Source organism: Micromonospora sp. CP22 (assembly GCF_009712475.1).
Classification (GTDB): Bacteria; Actinomycetota; Actinomycetes; order Mycobacteriales; family Micromonosporaceae; genus Micromonospora.
Map to the genome: position 1 here is coordinate 26,231 of NZ_VCJO01000022.1, position 19,482 is coordinate 45,712.

Annotated in this window: 16 protein-coding genes; 9 read left to right on the forward strand and 7 right to left on the reverse strand. The window is 71.6% G+C overall.

All coding sequences use genetic code 11. The features are described 5' to 3' along the window. Window positions 1-72 precede the first annotated feature (72 nt). The 3 genes from FF096_RS23440 to eccB form a co-directional block, all read right to left on the reverse strand. Entirely contained in the window at window positions 73-363 is a 291-nt protein-coding gene (locus FF096_RS23440) for a WXG100 family type VII secretion target (protein WP_155221727.1), read from the reverse strand. Window positions 364-377: 14 nt separating this feature from the next. Continuing rightward, entirely contained in the window at window positions 378-707 is a 330-nt protein-coding gene (locus FF096_RS23445; RefSeq protein ID WP_155221728.1) for a WXG100 family type VII secretion target, read from the reverse strand. 156 nt (window positions 708-863) lie between these two features. Further along, window positions 864-2,291, reverse strand: a complete 1,428-nt coding sequence (eccB, locus tag FF096_RS23450) for a type VII secretion protein EccB (protein ID WP_155221729.1) — start codon at window positions 2,289-2,291, stop codon at window positions 864-866. A gap of 141 nt (window positions 2,292-2,432) precedes the next feature. Between eccB and FF096_RS23455 the strand changes: the two genes are divergently transcribed. After that, window positions 2,433-3,173, forward strand: coding sequence for an SUKH-3 domain-containing protein (locus FF096_RS23455; RefSeq protein WP_155221730.1), 741 nt, complete (start codon window positions 2,433-2,435; stop codon window positions 3,171-3,173). 8 nt (window positions 3,174-3,181) lie between these two features. On the opposite strand, the gene eccD is transcribed toward FF096_RS23455, so the two are convergent. Then, entirely contained in the window at window positions 3,182-4,570 is a 1,389-nt protein-coding gene (gene eccD, locus FF096_RS23460) for a type VII secretion integral membrane protein EccD (RefSeq protein WP_309223834.1), read from the reverse strand. A 141-nt stretch (window positions 4,571-4,711) separates the two neighbouring features. Here eccD and eccCa point away from each other — a divergent pair, with 141 nt between their 5' ends. From eccCa to FF096_RS23485, 5 genes are all read left to right on the forward strand, one after another. After that, window positions 4,712-8,674 (forward strand): type VII secretion protein EccCa, encoded by a 3,963-nt coding sequence (eccCa, locus tag FF096_RS23465; RefSeq protein ID WP_309223835.1) that lies wholly within the window; start codon window positions 4,712-4,714, stop codon window positions 8,672-8,674. Between the two features lie 131 nt (window positions 8,675-8,805). Further along, window positions 8,806-9,426: a hypothetical protein gene (locus FF096_RS23470; RefSeq protein ID WP_155221732.1), complete on the forward strand. Its 621-nt coding sequence runs from the start codon at window positions 8,806-8,808 to the stop codon at window positions 9,424-9,426. A 31-nt stretch (window positions 9,427-9,457) separates the two neighbouring features. Next, entirely contained in the window at window positions 9,458-11,224 is a 1,767-nt protein-coding gene (locus FF096_RS23475; protein ID WP_155221733.1) for a hypothetical protein, read from the forward strand. A gap of 108 nt (window positions 11,225-11,332) precedes the next feature. After that, complete coding sequence (locus tag FF096_RS23480) at window positions 11,333-12,610, forward strand: S8 family serine peptidase (protein ID WP_155221734.1); 1,278 nt, start codon at window positions 11,333-11,335, stop codon at window positions 12,608-12,610. After that, the gene (locus FF096_RS23485; RefSeq protein ID WP_155221735.1) at window positions 12,607-13,104 is read left to right on the forward strand and encodes a hypothetical protein; all 498 of its coding nucleotides are present in this window, start codon (window positions 12,607-12,609) and stop codon (window positions 13,102-13,104) included. Before FF096_RS23480 ends, FF096_RS23485 begins: the two co-directional genes overlap by 4 nt. 65 nt (window positions 13,105-13,169) lie before the next feature. Here the strand turns inward: FF096_RS23485 and FF096_RS23490 are convergent, their stop codons facing one another. The 3 genes from FF096_RS23490 to FF096_RS23500 are packed head-to-tail and all read right to left on the reverse strand — an operon-like array spanning window position 13,170 to window position 15,291. After that, window positions 13,170-14,429: an SseB family protein gene (locus FF096_RS23490; protein WP_155221736.1), complete on the reverse strand. Its 1,260-nt coding sequence runs from the start codon at window positions 14,427-14,429 to the stop codon at window positions 13,170-13,172. Then, window positions 14,423-14,911 (reverse strand): SUKH-3 domain-containing protein, encoded by a 489-nt coding sequence (locus FF096_RS23495; RefSeq protein WP_155221737.1) that lies wholly within the window; start codon window positions 14,909-14,911, stop codon window positions 14,423-14,425. The genes FF096_RS23490 and FF096_RS23495 overlap by 7 nt, the downstream gene beginning before the upstream one ends. Further along, complete coding sequence (locus FF096_RS23500; protein ID WP_155221738.1) at window positions 14,908-15,291, reverse strand: YwqJ-related putative deaminase; 384 nt, start codon at window positions 15,289-15,291, stop codon at window positions 14,908-14,910. The genes FF096_RS23495 and FF096_RS23500 overlap by 4 nt, the downstream gene beginning before the upstream one ends. 191 nt (window positions 15,292-15,482) lie before the next feature. Between FF096_RS23500 and FF096_RS23505 the strand changes: the two genes are divergently transcribed. The 3 genes from FF096_RS23505 to FF096_RS23515 are packed head-to-tail and all read left to right on the forward strand — an operon-like array spanning window position 15,483 to window position 19,373. Then, complete coding sequence (locus FF096_RS23505; RefSeq protein WP_155221739.1) at window positions 15,483-17,162, forward strand: right-handed parallel beta-helix repeat-containing protein; 1,680 nt, start codon at window positions 15,483-15,485, stop codon at window positions 17,160-17,162. Window positions 17,163-17,193: 31 nt separating this feature from the next. After that, complete coding sequence (gene eccE / locus FF096_RS23510; RefSeq protein ID WP_155221740.1) at window positions 17,194-18,684, forward strand: type VII secretion protein EccE; 1,491 nt, start codon at window positions 17,194-17,196, stop codon at window positions 18,682-18,684. Continuing rightward, a complete protein-coding gene (locus FF096_RS23515) occupies window positions 18,681-19,373 on the forward strand; it encodes a hypothetical protein (RefSeq protein WP_155221741.1) in 693 nt (230 codons plus the stop codon). The genes eccE and FF096_RS23515 overlap by 4 nt, the downstream gene beginning before the upstream one ends. Window positions 19,374-19,482 lie beyond the last annotated feature (109 nt).

The following is a 19,482-nucleotide window of genomic DNA, read 5'->3' on the forward strand; positions in this document are numbered from 1 at the left end:
TCACCGCTGCCTGCGGCGAAAACGGCGATGGCCCGGCGCAGGGGCCGGGCCATCACTACTGCGGGTCTCGGTTCAGCCGCCGAACTTCGCGCGGTTCGCCGCCTCGCGGGCCTGCATCTTCGCGGCCGACTCACGCAGCGCCTTCTCGATCCGACCGAGCAGGTCGCGAAGGTCGTTGGCGGCCGACTCCCACTCGCTCTGCCGCTGGAAGTACGCCTCCCGGGCGTCACCATCCCAGGTGGCCAGCAGCGGCGCGATGCCGGACTTGAGCCCGTCCAGCTCTCCGGTCATGTTCCGGACCGCTCCGCTGCAGCTGTCCGCTGCGGCGTTCAGCCCGGCGAAGTTGTACCGAATCTCCGTCATGAGTCTCTCCCCCGTCAGAGCTTCAGCGCCGCGGTGATCTGGCCGGCGGTGGCACCCGCGCTGTCCATGTCGGCCCGGATCTCCTCGTCGCTGACGTCGTAGTCCTTACCGGCGGACCCGACCGCCTCGGCGATCGCCCGAAGCGCGACGTTGAGTCGGGCCATGTCCTGGTCGAACCGCTCACGGACCTGGTGGAAGGAACCGGCACCAGCGCCCTTCCACTGGTCGTACAGCGGCGCGAGCTGGTCCATCAGCGAGTTGAGGTTGCCGGTGAGCCGATCGGCGACGGCATCGACGTCACCCTCGGTCTTCAGCATCAAGCCGGTGTCGGTGTTCATCGACATGGCGGAAGTCACCCCCGTCCTCAATTGATCGCCCCGTCTCGCCGGGGCGTCCTGTCAGTCGGTGCTCGCGCACCATCGTCATACGAACGGTAGCGGGTCGTGTCCAGCGCGCGCTAGACCGCCACCTGCTCCGCCTCTCCATTGTGGCTGGTCAGGTCACTCCGGGTCGAGCGCGAGTTTCGCCGTCGTCGGGTCGAGCACCGGCCCGGCGGGCAGCCGGACCACGAGGCTGGCGGGCAGCCGTACCGGCTGCACACCCGAGTAGCCGAGGATCGCGGGCACACCCTCGGAGGCCAGGGGGTAGCGATGCCCCAGGTCGGTGACCAGATTGAGGGTGCCCGACTCCTGGTCCGGGGAGGAGACCGCCGCGACGAGGACGCCGTGCCCCGGCTCGATGACGACCCGGTCGGCGAGCGGGATGCCGTCACCGGTCTGCTCACCGGTGCGTACCGGTTCACGCACCGGTTGGACCTGCGCGTCGAGCAGCAGCGTCGGTTCGTCCGCTCCCGGCTGGTAGGCCGCGCAGATCGCCGGTTGGTCGCCGGTCAACCTGGCGATGTCCGGCCGCTGCTCCGGCGCGCGATGCCGGCCCTGGGCCGGCGCGGACGCCTTGGGCGCGGCGGCGGCGGCACCGGCGGCGAGTTCGATCGGGTGGGGCCTGGCCTCGCCCGGGTACGCCGACTGCGTCTCCCCGTCGGCCATCACCACGTCCGCCTCAAGCGGGGTGATCGGCACCAGCCTCGACCGTTCGGCGAGGTAGTACTGGCGGCTACCGCCCTGGCTCTCCACCACGAAGACCTGGCCGACGCGGGCGTCCGGCAACGCGCTCGAAGGCGTGCCCCGGTCGGCGACCCGGCGGGGAGCGATCGGTTCTCCGGCGGGCAGCGCGTTCAGCCACGCCCCACCGACCTCCACCACCGGCTCGGCGCTCATGGTGAGCCCTTCCAGCACGATCTTCTCGTTGCGGATCTCGTACCGATGGTCGCGCCAGATCAGGTGCAACCGCTCGGTCTTGCGGTCCCGCACCAGCAGCCCGCTGTCGCCCGGTTCCCGGCCGCCGTCGGGCGGCCGCCCGACGGTGAGCACGGTGGTGGCGACGACACCACCGGCCGCATTGCGAGCCGGCTGGGTGCAGAGCGTCCACGGCCCGTCCAGGATGCGGTTGGCGGGAGGCAACGCGTCCGGGGCGAACGGAATGCCGATCCGTGGGCCACGCGGGGTGCCCACCAGCGAGTTCCGGGAAACCGAGACGGTCGGGGCCGCCGTTTCCATGGCCAGCAGGGCGGACGCGTAGTTGAGCACCGGGTGCAGCCGGCCCTCCCGGTAGAGGTAGCGGGTGCCGGTCTCCTTCTCCAGGATGACCGCACCCCCCTCTTTCCACTTCGTCGCGCCACCGGGACGCAACAGGCCGTACACGCCCACCGCGGCCAGGCAGAGGACGGCCACCATGACGCTGGCGAAGCCGGCACCGCCCAGTCGGCGGAACGGCGCTGCCTCCGGGTCAGGCTCACGTGCCACCAACGCGGAGGTCATCCGCTGGACGAAGAACTGGTACGACTGAACCTGGTCCCGCCGCGACGGCATGGCACCCCTCCCCTGGCGTACGCCGGCACGGTCACGAACTCGGGACCGCGGTGCCTACCATAGGCACGGCGTCGAGCCGCCCGGTGTCCGCATCCGGCGTTGGCCGGCGGAGCCGACGACCGCAGCCCGAGGAGTCCTTCGATGATCAGCCGCGACGAGGCCCTCGCCATCGCCCGCGAATGGGCCGACGAGCGTCAAACCCCTTTCGACGTGACCCTGTTCGAGTTCGACCTCGGCTACGTTGCCTGTCTCGTCGAACCGGTCGCCGCGGCGACCGATGGTCCGCCCATGCCACCCCCTGCCACCGGGTACCCCCGAGCCGTCATCGACCGGGAAAGCGGCGAGGTCTCCCAGTGGCCGTCGCTGCCGTGGCAGACCATCGCCGAGCGGTACACGCAGCGCCGAGCCGCCGAGGGACGCTTCCCGCCCGACGTCCGGCACGTGCTGGAGCAGGCCGGCTGGTTTCCCGGCCGCGATTTCAGCGCAGCGGTCGACCACTGGATGGTCCGCTTCGCCGACGAACTGGCCGGGCTGGAATGCCCACCGGTGGTACGCGCCGCACTGGTGGAATTCGGCGGCTTGCGACTGCCCCAATTCGGTCGGAGCGGCCGACCGGGCGGCGGCTTCATGAGCTTTATCCACCCCACCCGAGGTGGTGTCGTTACGGACGCGGCCCGCGATTTCGCCGAGGAGTTCGACAACCCGGTCTTTCCCCTTGGCAACAACGAGGACGGGCCGTCCGAACTTGTCGCCGACGCGCAGGGCCGCGTCTTCATGCTCCACTGGGCAGATTACTTCTTCGTCGGCCCGGACATCGACTCCGCCATCGGCAAGCTGATCCGCGGGGGCCCCATGCCCGAGGCCCACGACCGCGACTGGTAGGAACTCCGTCAGCCGTTGATCGCGCGCATGAAGGCGTACAGGCCGAGCACACTGCACGCGACCGGCACCACGGCCAACTGGAGCAGGATGTCGAACATGTCACCCAGCCGGGCCAGTCGGGGCGACGGGGGACGACGGCTGTAGGCGAGCCCGGCCGCTGCCGACAGCCCGGCCGCGACCAGCGCCACCGGCAACACGGCCAGCACCCGGGCACCGGTCGACGCGTCGGTCGCTCCGACGAGGGGCAGCAGACCCAGGCCCACCAGCCCGACGGCGAGCATCGGCACCCGGTGCCGGACCGTCGACACCAGTCGGGCCCGCAGCAGGTAGCCCAGCGAGATGATGCCGGCGAGCAGCAGCGCGGAGAGCGTGCCGGTCGCGGTGAGCACGATCAGGCCGGCGATGGTGACCACGAACGCCCCGAACACCATGCCGGTGAAGACCTCGTCAGCCCGCGCGGTGGCCTGGTAGACCACTTCCCGTTTCGGCTGCGGCTCGTCCCGCAGCAGGTCGGCAGCGGTACGCGGCAACGCCGGCATCGGCATCTTCCCGAGGCGTACGGAGAGCAGCGGCATCGCCGGCAGCAGCAACACCACCGCACCGACCACGATCGCGCTGCCCTGTGCGGCGTCCATGGAGCCGAGGGTGATCAGGCCACCGACCATGCCCCAGAAGCCGACGAAGACCGCGGCCACGAAGACCCGCGTGGCGTCGCCCACACCGAGCAGCCCCAGCAGGCCGAAGAGCAGCAGCACGGCGGAGCCGAGCAGCACATGCGGGGCACCGAGCGCCCAGACCGACTCGCCTGCCCCGATCACCAGCACGCCGCCGACGAAGGCATAGGGCAGGCCGGCTGCGGCGACGACCGCACCGGCGAGGGAGTCGGCCATCGCCCGGGACAGCACGATCCCGCAGACCAGCAGCAGAACGGCCGCACCGAGCGCGACCGCGCCACCGAACCAACCGGGCTGCTCGGAGGTCACGATTACGACAAGACCGAGCAGGAGCAGCACACCGGCCACGATCAGGCCGGTGAGCCGGGTCGCGAACGGGCTCCAGGCCACCCCGCGCCGCCGGGCACCGTCGGCGACGGCCTCCATCAGATCGTCGTACGCCAGCTCCGGCCACTCGGTGCGCCTCGGCACCAGGTGCAGCGTCTCGCCGTCGCGGACGTTCTGCGCGGCCAGCGTACGGGTCAGATCGATGGTGCTGCCGTCGCTGCGCCGCAGCATCCAGCCACCGTGACCGGTGCCGTCCGAGGGTTCCTCGTCGGCCTGCCGCAGCACGGCGGGCAGCAGCCCGACGAGGGGCAGGTGCTCCGGCAGGGCAAGGTCCAACCGTCGGTTGGGAGCGACGACTGCGATGCGCGCGAGTCCGGTTCCGGCCTGGGTGACCACTAACGACCCCTCGGTACGAGGAGCGGGCCGAAGGCCCGCGGCTGTCCTGACGGGCAAAGGCTACCTACCATGTGCCGGTGACGCGGGGGGCGGTTCACCGCGGCGCGCCCAGACCGAGGAGAGGCAACGGAGGTCTGTCACGTGAGCACGGTGGTCGTCAAGCGACCCGCCCGCCAGCCGGAGCCGGAGTACCCCTCCGGCGAGGTGCTGCTGGATGCCCCGCCCGAGGTGCCCGCACCGAGCGGCAAGGCGTGGGGGCAGATGCTGATGCTGCTGCCGATGCTCGCCGGTTCCTTCGCCATGGCCCTGATGTTCGCGGGCCGGGGCGGGTCGACCCTCGGTTATGTCACCGGCGGGCTCTTCGGACTCTCGGCCATCGGGATGCTCGGGTCGCAGCTGGCCAACAACTCCGGCGGGCCGAGCAAGCAGGAGATGTTGCAGAAGCGCCGGGAGTACATGACGCACCTGTCCCGCCAGCGGCGGCGCGTCCTCAAGACGGTCCGCAAGCAGCGGGAGGCCGCTTTCTACCGGCACCCTGATCCGGATGTCCTGTGGTCCCTGCCGCTGGGGCCGAGGCTGTGGGAACGCCGCCGCGGCGACGCGGATTTCGCCACCGTACGGATCGGCCTGGGGCCGCAGGAGTTGGCGACGCCGTTGGTGCCGCCGCCAGCCACATCGTTGGAGAAGCTGGAACCGATGTGCGCGCTCGCGCTGCGTCGGTTTCTCACCACCTACGGCGAGGTGCCGGACCTGCCGGTGACCATGGCGCTGAACGGATTCGCCCGGGTGCACCTACGTGGCGACACGGACGCGGCCCGGGGCATGGTCCGGGCGGTGCTCGCCCAGGCCGTCGCGTTCCACGCGCCGGACGACATGCTCGTCGCCATCTGCGTGGCACCGGATCGGCGGGCCGACTGGGAGTGGACGAAGTGGCTGCCGCACGCCCTGCACCCGTCGCGCACCGACGCGCTCGGCCAGTTGCGCCTGGTCTCGCCCTCGGTGACCGGCCTGGAGGCGATGCTCGACGACGTGCTGGCCAGCCGGCCACGCTTCAACGCCAGCGGTGGTTCGCCGCAGGTCCCCGGGCCGCACGTGCTGGTGGTCATCGACGGTGGCGACACCGCGGGCTCGGATCACCTGATGACCGAGGGCGGTGTGGAGGGCGTGACCCTGCTCGACCTCTCCACACCGGCACCGCGCCTGCTCGATCGGGCGCGCCTGGTGTTGGAGGTGTCGGCGGACCGTCAGTTGCACAGCGTCACCGTGGACGGCCCGGCGGAGATCGGCCGGGCGGACGACTGCCGGGTTGTCGAGCTTGAGGCGTTGGCCATGCAGTTGGCCCCGCTACGCCTCTCCGCCGCTTCCCGAGGCGGCGGCGACACTCCCCTGACCACCGAGTTGGGCCTGGCTGACCTGCTCGACATCGGCGACCCGTACGAGTTCGACGTGGATCGGGCGTGGCAGCCGCGTCCCAACCGCGACAAGCTGCGGGTGCCGATCGGGGTGGGTGCCGACGGTGGGCCGGTGGAGTTGGACCTCAAGGAGTCCGCCCAGGACGGTATGGGTCCGCACGGCCTGCTCATCGGCGCGACCGGTTCCGGTAAGTCCGAGCTGCTGCGCACCCTGGTGCTGGCGTTGGCGGCCACACACTCGTCGGAGAGCCTCAACTTCGTGCTCGTCGACTTCAAGGGTGGTGCGACCTTCACCCGGCTGGACGGTCTGCCGCACACCAGCGCGGTGATCACCAACCTCGCCGACGAACTGCCCCTGGTGGACCGGATGACCGACTCCATCAACGGTGAGTTGGTCCGCCGGCAGGAGTTGCTCCGCGCGGCCGGCAACTACGCCTCGCAGCGTGACTACGAGAAGGCGCGGGCGGCGGGCGCGCCGCTGGCTCCGCTGCCGAGCCTGCTCATCATCTGTGACGAGTTCTCCGAGCTGCTGACCGCGAAGCCCGACTTCATCGACATGTTCGTGCAGATCGGCCGGGTCGGCCGGTCGCTCGGCGTACACCTGCTGCTGGCCTCGCAGCGGTTGGAGGAGGGGCGGCTGCGGGGCCTGGACACCCATCTGTCGTACCGGATCGGTCTGCGAACCTTCTCCGCGATGGAGTCCCGGGTGGTGCTGGGGGCCACCGACGCGTACGAGTTGCCCCGGTCGCCGGGCCACGGCTACCTGCGGTTCGGCACCGAGCCGTTGGTCCGGTTCAAGGCCGCGTACGTCTCCGGCACCTATCGCAGCAAGACCGCGGCGGCGGTGGCGGCCGGCGACGGTGAGGACCGGGTCCGCGAGTACACCACCAGCTACGTCGCGCCGCCGGTCACCCGTACGCCGAAGGAGGAGGTCGCACCGGAGCCGACCGACGGGGTCGGCGAGAGTGTGCTGGACATCCTCGTCGGTCGGCTCGCCGGTCGGGGCAAGCCCGCGCACCAGGTGTGGCTTCCTCCACTGGCCGAGCCGCCGACACTGGATCAGTTGCTGCCACCGATGACCGCCGATCCGGCCCGGGGCATCACCGTCGCGCACGCCGGTCTGCTCGGCGAGTTGCAGGTGGCGGTCGGCATCGTCGACAAGCCCTTCGAGCAGCGACGCGACGTGCTCTGGTTCGACCTGGCCGGTTCGGCCGGCCACGCGGTCATCGTCGGCGGCCCGCAGAGCGGCAAGAGCACCCTGCTGCGTACGGTCGTCACCTCGCTGGCGCTGACCCACACCCCACGGGAGGCCCAGGTCTACTGCCTCGACCTGGGCAGCAGCGCGCTGTCGTCGTTGCGCGACCTGCCGCACGTCGGTTCGGTGGCGACCCGTCTCGACGCCGGTTTGGTGCGGCGCACCATCGCCGAGTTGCAACTGCTGATGGGGGAACGGGAGCGGCGGTTCGCCGAACGCGGCGTGGACTCGATGGCGGAGTACCGGCGGGCGCGGCGGCACGGCCAGCACGACGACGACCCGTTCGGCGACGTGTTCCTGGTCATCGACGGTTGGGCGACGCTGCGGGCGGAGTTCGAGGACCTGGAACCGACGATCAACGACATCGCCAACCGTGGGTTGTCCTTCGGCATCCACCTGATCGTGACCGCGAGTCGCTGGATGGACCTGCGGCCGGCCATTCGGGATGTCTTCGGCACCCGGCTGGAGTTGCGACTGGCCGACGCCAGCGACTCCAACCTCGACCGGCGGGCGGCGATGAACGTGCCGGAGAAGTCACCGGGCCGGGGCATCACGCCCGACGGTCAGCAGTTCCTGGCGGCGCTGCCGCGAGCGGACAGCGCGCAGGAGGCGGAGAGCCTGTCCGAGGGGGCCCGGAAGCTGGTCACCGATCTGGCCGCCGCGTGGCAGGGGCCGGGCGCACCGCCGATCCGGTTGCTGCCGCCCGTGGTGCCGTACGGCAGCCTGCCGAACACGGGCCGCCCGGGCATCCCGATCGGCATCGCCGAGGTGGACCTTCAGCCGGTGCACCTGGACTTCGCCGCCGATCCGCACTTCATCCTGTTCGGCGACGGCGAGTCGGGTAAGAGCACCTTCCTGCGGGCGATGGCGCAGACGATCGTCGACCGCCACGAACTGACCGAGGCGCGACTGGTCCTCGTCGACTACCGACGCAGCCTGCTCGGCGACATCGACACCCCGCACCTGATCGGCTACGGCTCGACCGCGCAGGTCACCGAGAGCATCATCTCCGAGGTGGCCGGGGTGATGCGTGACCGGCTGCCGCCGCCGGACATCAGCGCCGAGCGGTTGCGGGCCCGCGACTGGTGGAAGGGTCCCGACCTGTACGTGCTGGTCGACGACTACGACCTGGTGGCCGGGGCCGGCAGCAACCCGCTGACGCCGCTGCTGGAGTTCCTGCCCCAGGCGCGGGACATCGGCCTGCACCTGGTCATCGCCCGGCGTACCGGCGGTGCCAGTCGAGCGCTCTACGAGCCGGTGCTGATGCGGCTCCGGGAGATCAGCACACCGGGCATCGTGATGTCCGGCAACCGGGACGAGGGGGTGCTGCTCGGCACCGTCCGACCCGGGCCGCTGCCACCGGGCCGGGGCTGGCTGGTGTCGCGGCGTGGCGGTACCCGGCTGGTGCAACTGGTGCACCTTCCGCCGCGCTCCTGAGGCCGTACGGGGTTGCCTGATCAGGCTACTGTCGGCCAGAGTGGATCCACGGTGCGCGGCTGCATGACCCCCGACATGTCGGGGTTGGAAGCAGTCGCGCCGCCATCGTGTGAGCGGACGGGGGAGGGAACATGGGCGACGAGTGGCTCGTCGACGAACAGATCGACGTCGACATCCAGCAGCTGAAGGACTTCGCGCTGGCCATTCAGAAGGAGATGGAGACCAACTTCCAGCCCAGCTTCGACAACGGGCTACGTCCCATGCTCACGGTGCAGGCACCGTTCGGTGGTGGCGGGCTCAAGGAGGCGGCTTTCTTCCGGGGCCGGCACGACGAGAGCCGCATGGCCGTCTCGCATCTGATGGGCGACGTGATGAAGGGCCTCACCGCCCTGAGCACGGCTGCCATGTCCATCTCCGCCGAGTACCTCACCGGCGACGCGCTGGCCCAGGCCACCAACGATGACGTCTACAACGCCTTCTCCGCCGTGAACGGCCAGGACACTCTCAGCGGCCGGTGGCAGGAGAGCCAGGAGGGCCAGGAGAACCCGGCCAACTCGGTGCCGACGGAGGCCCTCGACCCGAACACCTACTTCGAGCCTGAACCCTCATCCAGCGGCGACCAGCGCGAGGAGACCCCGGAGTGGGCGAGGACGGATGTCGTCGGTGAGGGCCCTGGCCGGTACGTGATCCCGGGCGACAACGAGTACATGCATGGCGAACATCTTCGACTGGACCAGTCGGATCTCGGGTGACGGTGACACAGACGAGGCCTGAGGAGCGGGGATGAGCGACGACTACTACGGCTGGCGACCCGTCAGCCACCCATACGCCGGGATTACCGATGACTACGCGGCCGAGCGCGCCTCCCAGGCCTCGCCGTACGAACCCACGGCGTGGGATTCGGTCAACATCGAGCAGATGTGGGAGTACGTCCGCAAGGAGAGCGACGAGCGGACGACGGCACTGGCCGACATGTGGCGACGTGCGGCAAGCCTGCTGCAGACCACAAGGGACAATCTCAAACGTCATGCCGACGCGCTGGACGCCCGCTGGCAGTCGCCCGCGGCGCGGGTCTTCATGGGCCGGGTAGGTGCCACCCTGCACTCGCTCGACGAGTGGAAGGAAATAGCCACCAACAACGCCGCCGGTCTGGACCAGCTCGCCAGCAAGATCGAGACTGCCCAGCGGGACATGAAGGAGCTCTGGCAGGAGTACCAGGCCGAACAGACCCGCCAGGGCGAGCGCCGCCGCAACGACGAGGGCTTCCAGGCGTCCGACCTCGTCGACTGGATTCCCGGTGTCACCGGCAATGACGGCAAGTCGTACGAGGACGTCCAGAAGGAGTTCCACCAGCGGGCCAAGAACATCACCAAGCCGCTGGCGGACATGTACATCGACGTCTACATCCACAACATCTCGCGCGGCGGGAAGTTCAAGGGCCCGACGGACGCGGTCATTGTCGCTCCGACCCTCGCTCCCGGCGGCCCCCGCCCGCCGGGAGCGCCACGGCCCGGCGCACCCGTGCGGGGTGCGGCACCGAATCGGCCGGACATGCCGAACCGGCCGAATCTGCCGACCCGGCCCGGTGGCGAGGCACCGGCTCAGCCGACGACACCACCGCCTCCCAACCCTCCGGACGGCGTCGGTCTCGCCGGTGGCGCCGCGGCGCCGGTCGCCCCACCGCCCACCGCCCCACCGGTGACCACCGCACCCAACGCCCCCGCCGCGCCCGGTCCGGCGGTGCCGCCGGTGGCCCCACCCGGGCCACGGCCGGTCAACCCCAACCTGACCACCCCGAACTCGGCGCGGCCGAACGCACCACGGACCACCCTGCCGGGATCGGGTGGTCCCGGCGCACCGGGTAGCCGTGGACCGGCGCCCAACCGGCCCACCCTGCCCGGTGCCGGAGGCCCGGGCAGCGGATCCGGAGCACCGGGTGGGGGCCGGCGGGGCACCGCCGCGCCGAACCGTCCGACCCTGCCCGGCAACACCGGCACCGGTGCGCCCGGCGGCGGCCGGGGCCGGCCCGGAATGGGTGGCCGTCCGGGCGCTCCGACCACCCCACCGGCGTCGAGTCCGCGACTGCCCGGTTCCACCGCCGCCCGCCCCGGGCAGCGCGGTACCACGCCCGGCCGTCCCACCGCGCCACCGCCGAGTCTCGGCGGTCAGCGGGGGGCCACGCCCGCCAGCCCGGCCCGGCCCGGCTCGCCACTGACCGGCAAGCCCGCCACCGGCAAACCGACCACCGGCAAGCCGTTGACCGGTGGCGGCACCGCCGGCCCTCGGCCGGATCTGGGCGGACGCACCGGTGCGGGCACTGGTCGACCCGCGCCGACCACCGGACCGGCCCCGTCGCTGGGCGGTCGACGCGGTGGGCCGACCGCTCCGCCGCCGCGTAAGGCTGCGCCCCGCGACGACGCCGAGGAAACCTGGGAGTACGGCGACGGTGACGACGAGTTGTGGGTCACCGAGTCCTCCGCCGTCGGTGTGGTGGAGGCTCCCGCCGAACACCGTCCTCGGGAGCAGGGCAAGGCGCTCGGCCAGAACTGACCTCGTGCGGGCCGGTCACCCAACCCTGGGTGGCCGGCCCGTACCATGCGGTGACCGTCCATTCACAGCCGCTCGACGTGTCGGCACGACAGAGGAAGGCTGACGGGTATGCCTGTCCTGACCCGATCGGTGGCCGCCGCGCTCGCGGGCGTCCTGGCCGCCGTCGCCCTGCCCGCCGCGCCCGCCCTGGCCGACTCCGTCCGCGACAGGTCGTGGCAGGTCGAGAGCCTCGAGCTGGCCGAGCTTCACAAGATCACTCGCGGTGAGGGAATCACCGTAGCGGTGATCGACACCGGGGTGGACGCGGCGCATCCGGACCTACGCGACAATGTGCTGCCCGGTGTCGACCTCTACGACGACAGCAGCAAGGGCCACCTCGACCGGCAGGGGCACGGGACCGCCATGGCCTCCCTGATCGCGGGGCACGGACACGGCAAGGGCGGCCGGGACGGCATACTCGGCGTGGCCCCGAAGGCCAAGATCTACCCGGTGACGGTCCAGAAGGACGGTGCCGGGCTGATCGCCCCGACGGCACTCGCCACCGGCATCAACCTGGCGATCGACGCCGGAGTCGACGTGATCAACGTCTCCCTGTCCAGCAGCTTCAACGACGAGTTGAACCGGGCGGTCGAGCGCGCCTACCGGAACAACGTGATCGTGGTGGCCGGGGCCGGTAACTCGGACCAGATCCTCGTCGGGAGCCCGGCCTCACACCCCGGCAGCATCGCCGTCAACGCCATCGACCGCAACGGCGTCATCAGCAAGCAGGGGTCGGTCCCGGGCACCCCGGACCTGCCGATCAGCATCGCCGCCCCCGGCCAGGACATGATGGTCGCCTATCCCGGCGGAAAGTACACCAGCGCGACCGGCAGCAGCGCCGCCACCGCCGTCGTCTCCGGTGCGGTGGCCCTGATCAAGACCAAGTACCCGGACCTCGACGCGTACCAGATGTTCCGGCGGCTGCTCGAAACCACCCGTGATGTCGGCAAGCCCGGACACGACGAGCACTACGGCTGGGGCGTACTCGACCTGCGGGAGGCCCTGACCGGCGAACCCGACGGCCGTGGCGACCGCAGCGCGCCGGCCGGTGAGCCCGGACTCGACGACGCACTCGCCGATGTCGGTACGTCGCAGAACGACGGGCCCGACTTCGCCGAGATCGCGATCGTGATGCTGGTCTGGCTGGTCTTTCTCGCCCTGCTGATCGGTGCGGTGGTGGTCATCGTCAAGCTGCGTCGACGGCGGGCAGCGCCCAGCCCGGCCCCGGAGGCGGCCTACTCCGGCGGTGCAGCGCCGCCACCGCCGACTGCGGGCACCGGGCCGACCGATCCCCCATATGCCGCCATCGACACCGACGACGCCGCCTGGCGCCGTCCGAACGGATGACCAGCGAGGGAGGGCCGGTACTGGGCCCGTCACCACCGCCGGACGCCGGAGTCGCCGCCGCACCACCCACACCTCGGCGGCCCCCCGTCGTCATCGCCGCCGTGCTGCTGATGGTGCCCTCGATCGTCATCTGGCTGATCGCCGGGTTCGGCTTCTTCGCGGCGATGCTGCGTACCGAGGGCGACGGGCTGGGCAAGCTCCTGGTGGTGGGTATCGGTGCCGGCGTACTCGCGATCGCACTGCTGATGGTGATGTTCGCGTCGCTCGGGATCCTGATGGCGTGGACCGGCGACAACGCGGCAGGACTCGCCGTCCCGGCCGGGTTCACCTTCGCGCTCTTCGTCGTCGTGATCGTCACGCTGCTGGCGCAGGGAAAGCTCAGCTACCACCCGACGATGGTCACGCCGCTCGTCGTGGGTGGGCTGGCCGGTGTGTCACTCGCCCTGATCAAAAGCCCACCGGCCCGGGCCTGGTTCGCCGGCCGTACGCGCTGAACCGACCGGCCGCTTCTGGTGGTGGCCCGGAGCGGGCCGACGAACCGCCCGGTCGGTAGCGCGGGTCAGGCCGGTGACCAGCGACGACCGGCAGCGTCGAAGCGGGCGAGCAGTTCGTCGCGGCCGTCCGCGTGCAGGCAGTGCAACTCGGTTCCGTCCGGTACGACGATCGACTCCATCCGCGGCTGCCCCCGCCCCCACTCCTCGGGCGTCTCCTCGCCGGGCGGCCAGCGCAACACGGCCACCCACTCGTCGGATTCGTCGAACGGGGAGCCCTCGCCGAGCAGCCCCAGCCGTCGGTACAGCCGGATCGGGGTGTCCCGGCCGGGTCCGTGCCAGGCGTGCACCAGCCCGGCCGCCCGGTCGTACCCGTCGTCCAGATAGGACGTCAGGTAGCGGTGCGGGATGGCCAGTTGCAGCAGCAACGGCGCGGTGGGATCGGGCTCGTCGTCGGCGGCGAGATCCGCCGCCGGACGGGGCACCGGCACCCCCACCGAGGACGGGTCGGCGAACCGGTTCGCGTCGCGCCGCAACCGCTCCTGCTCGGCCGCGTCGTTGATCACCTGCCGAAGCTCGCCGAGCCAGTCCCGCAACGTCAGCAGCGCCTCGCCGGGAAGTGCCGCCATCAGCGGCGTCTCCGGGTTGAGCAGCAGTTGCCAGGAGAGATCCGGCCAGTGGTCGGTGAGCTGGAGGCTGTTCACCACCACCAGGTCACGCTCGCCGAGTGCCTGTCGCAGTCGGGCTTCCGAAGTGAACACGGGCAGGTTGGCCCGCCCCTGCTCGTCGGGGACGACCCACCACGGGAAGTCCGGGTCGGACAGGTCACGCGTCTCGGCGCCCTCCGGGTCCACCGGCAGCACCAGTTCGGCCCGGAGCAGGGCGGCCATCAGGGCGTTCGAGTCCTGCCGCACGATCGCCTCGCGAAGTGGCCGCTCGGCCTCCTCGACCGGCGCGGCCAGGGCCCGAAGCTCGTCGGCGGTCAGTCGGATGGCGATCGGCAACCCGGCGTCGACCGCCAACATCCATTCGTCGTCCGGCCATTCGACGGCGACGTCGACCAACCCCATCACCCGGTAGCTCACCGATCGACCGGGCACCCCGGCGGCGATCGCCGCCGGTGAGGTGTACGCGAGCACATGGGTGACGCCCTCGTGGTGGGCGGTCGGCCACGCCATCGGTGCCTGTCCGGCCGCCGCCTCGGGCGACACGGGCAGCAGCAGCGGACCGGCGGCGAGTTCGGTGAGGAAGCCCTCCCGGTCGTCGGCCTCGACGGCGGCCAGCAGCGCGCGTTCGGCGGCGGTGGTGGGCTGCCAGCCGGTCACCAGGTGCCGTCCGCGCGTACCTTGGCGGGGCGGCGCCCCAGCACCAGCGTGGTGAGCGCCTCATCGAGGTTCTCGCCGAGGAACCAGTCACCGACGTGGTCCAGCACGAACACCCGGCCGTGCTGGTCGATGGCCAGGATTCCGGTGCCGTCGCCCTCCTCACCGAGCGGGCTCAGTGGCGCGCCGATCGCCTCGGCCAACTCGGCGAGGGTCTCCACCGAGTGCCGCACCAGGAACGGGTCGAGGTGGAAGCTGCTCGGTGCGACCTCCTGGTCGCCGTCGGCCTGCGGATCCACCCGCAACCCGCCGAACTCGGCGTACGCCTTGATCGCCCGGTCGGTGACGGTGTGCTGGCGGCCACTCGGTGTGGCGTGCGCGGCCATCCGCAGCCCCCACTCGCGGCCCCGACTCTCGTCGGAGTGGTCGGGCCGCCAACCGGCGGCGGCGAGAGTCTGCGCCACCGAGGGCGGAAAGCGTTCGCTCATGTCAGCGCCTCCACACCGAACCAGTCCAGCAGCGCCGCGCAGGAGCGGCAGGGCGGCTGGACCTCACCGTGGCGCGGGTCACCTTCCTCCCGTACCCGGGTCACCCGAATCTTCGCCCCCCACAGCAGCGCCCGGGACCGGGCGGCGTCCAGCGGCGGGCCGTCGGCCTCGGCGGCGTAGAGCCGATCGGAGATCAGCACCGCCTCGGCGCACCAGCCGATGTAGCGCTCTCGCTGTTCGGCGGGCAGCCCGTGCAGGAACCGCCGGACCACCGGATGCAGGTCGGGGGCCAGGTCGCCGCGTACCGAGGTGTGCGTGTGGACGGTGCCGTCGGTCAGCAGCGCACCCGCTGCCAGCGGCAGCATCCGTGGCTGCGCCATCCGTCGTCCTCCCGAACCGTCGAAAGGGAGCACCGGCGAGGTTCGCCCGCCCCGAACGCGAGCCTAGTCGTCGGCGTCCGCCCGAGCGGGCGGGGCGTGTGGGTGCCACTGGCATCGAGGGGCTCACATCACCTCGACCGCCTGGGATATCGTCGGTCCAGCCCCCTTCTTCGCCATCCAGAGCCGGAGCCATGACGCGCACCCTTCTCGTCTCCCCGGATCAGCCCGGTGCCTACCCCTCCATCGGGGAGGCGCTGGCGGTGGCCAGTGACGACACGGTCGTCTCGGTCAGCCCCGGCACCTACCACGAGGCACTGTTCGTCAACGACCGTGGCGTCAGCGTGGTCGCCGCGCAGGGACCGGGCACGGTCACCATCGACGCGTCCGCCGGGCAGTACCCGACGGTGTCCTGCAACTCCGGTCGGTTGGAGTTGCGCGACCTCGTCCTCAAGGCGGGTGACGCGCCGGTCGTGGTGGCCGACGGAGCACGGCTGACCATGACCGGGTGCGAGCTGAGCGCCGGCTTCGGCGCGGCGATCCAGGTCGCTGGTCGTTCGGAGTTCACGCTCAGCCGCTGCCGGGTGACCGGCGGTCGGTACGGCCTGGTCGTGGAGGACTCCGACGGCAGCGTCGAAGGGTGCGAGTTCAGCGACCTCAGCGAGGACGGCATCATCGTCCGGATCGGTGCGGCCCCGACCATCCGCACCAGCACGATCACCCGCTGCGGCAACCGTGGCATCTACATCTACCAGTACGGCCGACCCACCATCGAGACCTGCGACATCTCCCAGACCGGGCAGGCCGGCGTGGCGGTGGCGCACCAGAGTGCTCCGGTGCTGCGCCGGTGCCGGATCCGCGACACCCGTGGCCCGGCGGTCTCCTTCGGCCGGGGATGTCGTGGCTCGGTCGAGGAATGCACCACGGAGAACACCGGCCTGCCGGCGATCGAGATCGCCGAGGGTGCCGAACCGACGGTCGTCGAGGGCACCGTGAACCGGAAGGCCGCCTTCGGCGCCGACGCGGCCCGCGCCGCCGCCGGCCAGGACGACGCTCGGGTGGAGAAGTTGCTGGCCGAGTTGTCCGCGATGGTCGGTCTGGAGACGGTGAAGGAGGAGGTCCGCGCCCTCATCGACGAGATCCAGGTCAACGAGTGGCGGCGCAGCGCCGGTCTGCCCGTCGGCGCGGTCAGCCATCACCTGATCTTCGCCGGTGCTCCCGGCACCGGTAAGACCACCGTCGCCCGCATCTACGGTGACCTGCTGGCAGCCCTGGGCGCGTTGCCCGGCGGCGCCTTCCGCGAGGTCTCCCGACGTGACCTGGTCGGCCAGTACATCGGCCACACCGCCGAGAAGACCGCTGCGGCGTTCGAACTGGCGCGTGGTGGCGTGCTCTTCATCGACGAGGCGTACACCCTGTCCCGATCGTCGGGCACCGGCGGCGACTTCGGGCAAGAGGCCATCGACACGCTGGTCAAGCTGATGGAGGACCACCGCGACGAGATCGCGGTGATCGCGGCCGGGTACACCGGCGAGATGTTGCAGTTCCTCGACGCCAACCCCGGTCTTGCCTCCCGATTCGCCAAGACGGTGGAGTTCGGCAACTACTCCCCGGAGCAGTTGGTGGTCATCGTGGAACGGATGGCCGGCGGCGACGAGTACCTGCTCGCCGACGGCGTCTCCGAGGTGCTCCGCGAGCACTTCGGCACCATCGAGCGGGACCAGAACTTCGGCAACGCCCGGGAGGCACGCAAGCTTTTCGAGGGTGTCCGCAAGGCGCAGGCGCAGCGGCTACGGCAATCCGGCCAACGCCCGAGCCTCGACGAGTTGCGGACCGTGACCGTGGACGACGTGCGCGCCGCGATCGGGCGATGACGGTGCCGCGCCGGTCGAGGAGGGACGTGCGGTGACGCATCCGGGTGCGGCGCAGCCGGGCACGCCGGGTTGGCAGCATCACCCGGGTGCGGCGGCACCGCCGCCACAGCAGCGCCCGGCGCAGCCCCAGCAGCAGGGTGCACCACCGGCCCCGACGCTGGGCGGCACCGGGCCGGGCCACAACTGGGCGGCCCAGCGCGGGCAGGGGCGGGCCACCGTCGGCACCGCGTACACCAGTCAGGCCGCTGCCGCTACGGCGTCGGCCGCCGTCGCCGCGCCCACCCAAGCTGCGCAGAGCCGGGTCGCGGCACCGGCCACGGCCACCCCGGCGCGACAGCCCGCCGCCGAGGTCGCGGCGGCCGAGGCGGCGGCGACCCCGGTCGTACGCCCACACCGACGGCAGCCGCGCGTCGGTGGGATCCACGTGGCCCAGCTCGTGGCCTGGCAGGCCGGTGCGGCGGCGGTGCTGGCGGCCACCCCGCACGGCATGCCGGTGACGGTCGCCGTGGCCGCTGTCGCGGTGCTGGTGCTCGCCCCGACGGTGGTACGTCACCGGGGCCGTTGGCTGCACCAGTGGCTGGCGGTGTGGTGGGCGTACCGGGGACGGAGCCGACGGCTCGACGGCGGCGGTTCCGACGGCCCCTGGCAACTGTTGAGCCAACTGGAGAGCACGGTCGAGCTGGATCAGGTCGAGATCGACGACCAGCCCGCCGTGCTGCTGACCCACCGGGGTGGACTCAGCGCCGTGCTGGAGGTCGACCCGACCGAGGGGGCGCTGCTCATGGGCGCGCCGCAGGCCCTGCCGTCGCCGGTGGCGTTGCTGCCGGCGGCCGACCCGAAGACGCCCGTCGTGACGGTGCAGGTGCTGATCCAGGTGACCCCGGCACCCCGTGCCCGGGCGGCGGCGGTCGACCGGGCGTACCGCGAACTCACCAACGGAGGCGTCCCGGCCAGCCGGCAGGCGTGGGTGGTGCTCCATGCGCCGCGTACCCCCGATTTCCACGCCGACCGCGATCTGCGGCCGGCGCTCACCGCGGCGATCCGGCGGACCCGGCGTCAGTTGCGGCAGGAACGGGCGACCGCCCGCCTGCTCAATCGCGACGAGGTGCTCGCGACGGTCGCGCAACTGACCCACCTCACCGGTGGCGCGGTCGGCACGGATCAGCCGTTGGCCCGGGAGACCTGGCGGCACTGGTCGGTGCAGGGCGTCCCGCAGAGTTGTCATCGACTGCTCGACTGGCCCAGCCGAGCCTGGGAACTGGACCCGCTGCTACGCGGTCTGCCTGCCGCAGCGGGCGTGGTGTCCATCTCGGTGGCCCGGGAGAACGACCGCCCGGGTGACGACGACGCCCTGGTGGAGGTGGCGTTCCGGCTCATCGGCACCGACTCGGCCGCCCTGGCCACCGCCGACCGTGCGCTCGACCAGGCGATCCGTGAGCACGGTGGTCGGCTCCAGAGACTCGACGGCGAGCACGCCTACGGGGTGGCCGCCACCCTGCCGTTGGGAGGCTTCCTACGATGAACGGTGTCGCCTTTCCCGGCAGTCGGATGGGTCTGCACGTAGCCGACGGGGCGGCCGTCGCCGGGCTCCAACTGGTCGCCGGCGGCGGTGGGCTGGTCGTCGGTCGCAACCGGCAGCAGGAGCCGGTGGGGTTGCGGGTGTTCCGGGCCGAGCCCACCCGACTGATGCTGACCGGCGGGGTACGCGCGGCCGAACTGCTCGCCTTCCGGTCCCTGGCGCTCGGTGCCCGGCTGTTCATCCAGACCGCGCGGGAGCAGGAGTGGGACGCCTTCCTGCGGCGCTGCGTCATCGGCCGGGAGATTGCCTCGTTCCTGCCACCCGGGGTGGCTCCTCCGGTGCCGGCCACGCCGACCGAACCGCAGCTCGTGGTGATCGACACCGGTCCGGTGACCGGGCCGGACACCAGCCTCAGCGCACCCTGGCGGGCCACCCTGGTGGTCCGCGACGACCTGGCCGGCTGGGACGTCGAGGTGCTGGTACGCAGCGACATCGTGGTCCTCCAGCGGCTCACCGAGGCGGAGGCCGCCACCGCCGCGAGCGCGCTCGGCCTGGCCAGCGTGCAGAGTTGGTTCACCCAGTTGCATCCGGAGATGGTCGGCCTGATCACCAAGGGCAAGGTGCAGTGGGTGATGCTCAGCATGACCGGCACCGAGCGCCAGTTGATCGGTCCGGTCGCCCGGGGCGGCTGACCGGAACCGGCACCCCGACCAGGCTCCCCGGCCACCGGTAGGCGCGGCTGAGCAGTCGCCACGGCCCAGGTCACGGTCTTTGCCGCATTGGTACACCCGGTGGCTCCCC

What these genes read in the sequence shown, in the direction of transcription:
- FF096_RS23440 (WP_155221727.1), bottom strand. Translation starts at nt 363, where the DNA reads ATGACGGAGATTCGGTACAACTTCGCCGGGCTGAACGCCGCAGCGGAC.
- FF096_RS23445 (WP_155221728.1), bottom strand. Translation starts at nt 707, where the DNA reads ATGTCGATGAACACCGACACCGGCTTGATGCTGAAGACCGAGGGTGAC.
- eccB (WP_155221729.1), bottom strand. Translation starts at nt 2,291, where the DNA reads ATGCCGTCGCGGCGGGACCAGGTTCAGTCGTACCAGTTCTTCGTCCAG.
- FF096_RS23455 (WP_155221730.1), top strand. Translation starts at nt 2,433, where the DNA reads ATGATCAGCCGCGACGAGGCCCTCGCCATCGCCCGCGAATGGGCCGAC.
- FF096_RS23470 (WP_155221732.1), top strand. Translation starts at nt 8,806, where the DNA reads ATGGGCGACGAGTGGCTCGTCGACGAACAGATCGACGTCGACATCCAG.
- FF096_RS23475 (WP_155221733.1), top strand. Translation starts at nt 9,458, where the DNA reads ATGAGCGACGACTACTACGGCTGGCGACCCGTCAGCCACCCATACGCC.
- FF096_RS23480 (WP_155221734.1), top strand. Translation starts at nt 11,333, where the DNA reads ATGCCTGTCCTGACCCGATCGGTGGCCGCCGCGCTCGCGGGCGTCCTG.
- FF096_RS23485 (WP_155221735.1), top strand. Translation starts at nt 12,607, where the DNA reads ATGACCAGCGAGGGAGGGCCGGTACTGGGCCCGTCACCACCGCCGGAC.
- FF096_RS23495 (WP_155221737.1), bottom strand. Translation starts at nt 14,911, where the DNA reads ATGAGCGAACGCTTTCCGCCCTCGGTGGCGCAGACTCTCGCCGCCGCC.
- FF096_RS23500 (WP_155221738.1), bottom strand. Translation starts at nt 15,291, where the DNA reads ATGGCGCAGCCACGGATGCTGCCGCTGGCAGCGGGTGCGCTGCTGACC.
- FF096_RS23505 (WP_155221739.1), top strand. Translation starts at nt 15,483, where the DNA reads ATGACGCGCACCCTTCTCGTCTCCCCGGATCAGCCCGGTGCCTACCCC.
- FF096_RS23515 (WP_155221741.1), top strand. Translation starts at nt 18,681, where the DNA reads ATGAACGGTGTCGCCTTTCCCGGCAGTCGGATGGGTCTGCACGTAGCC.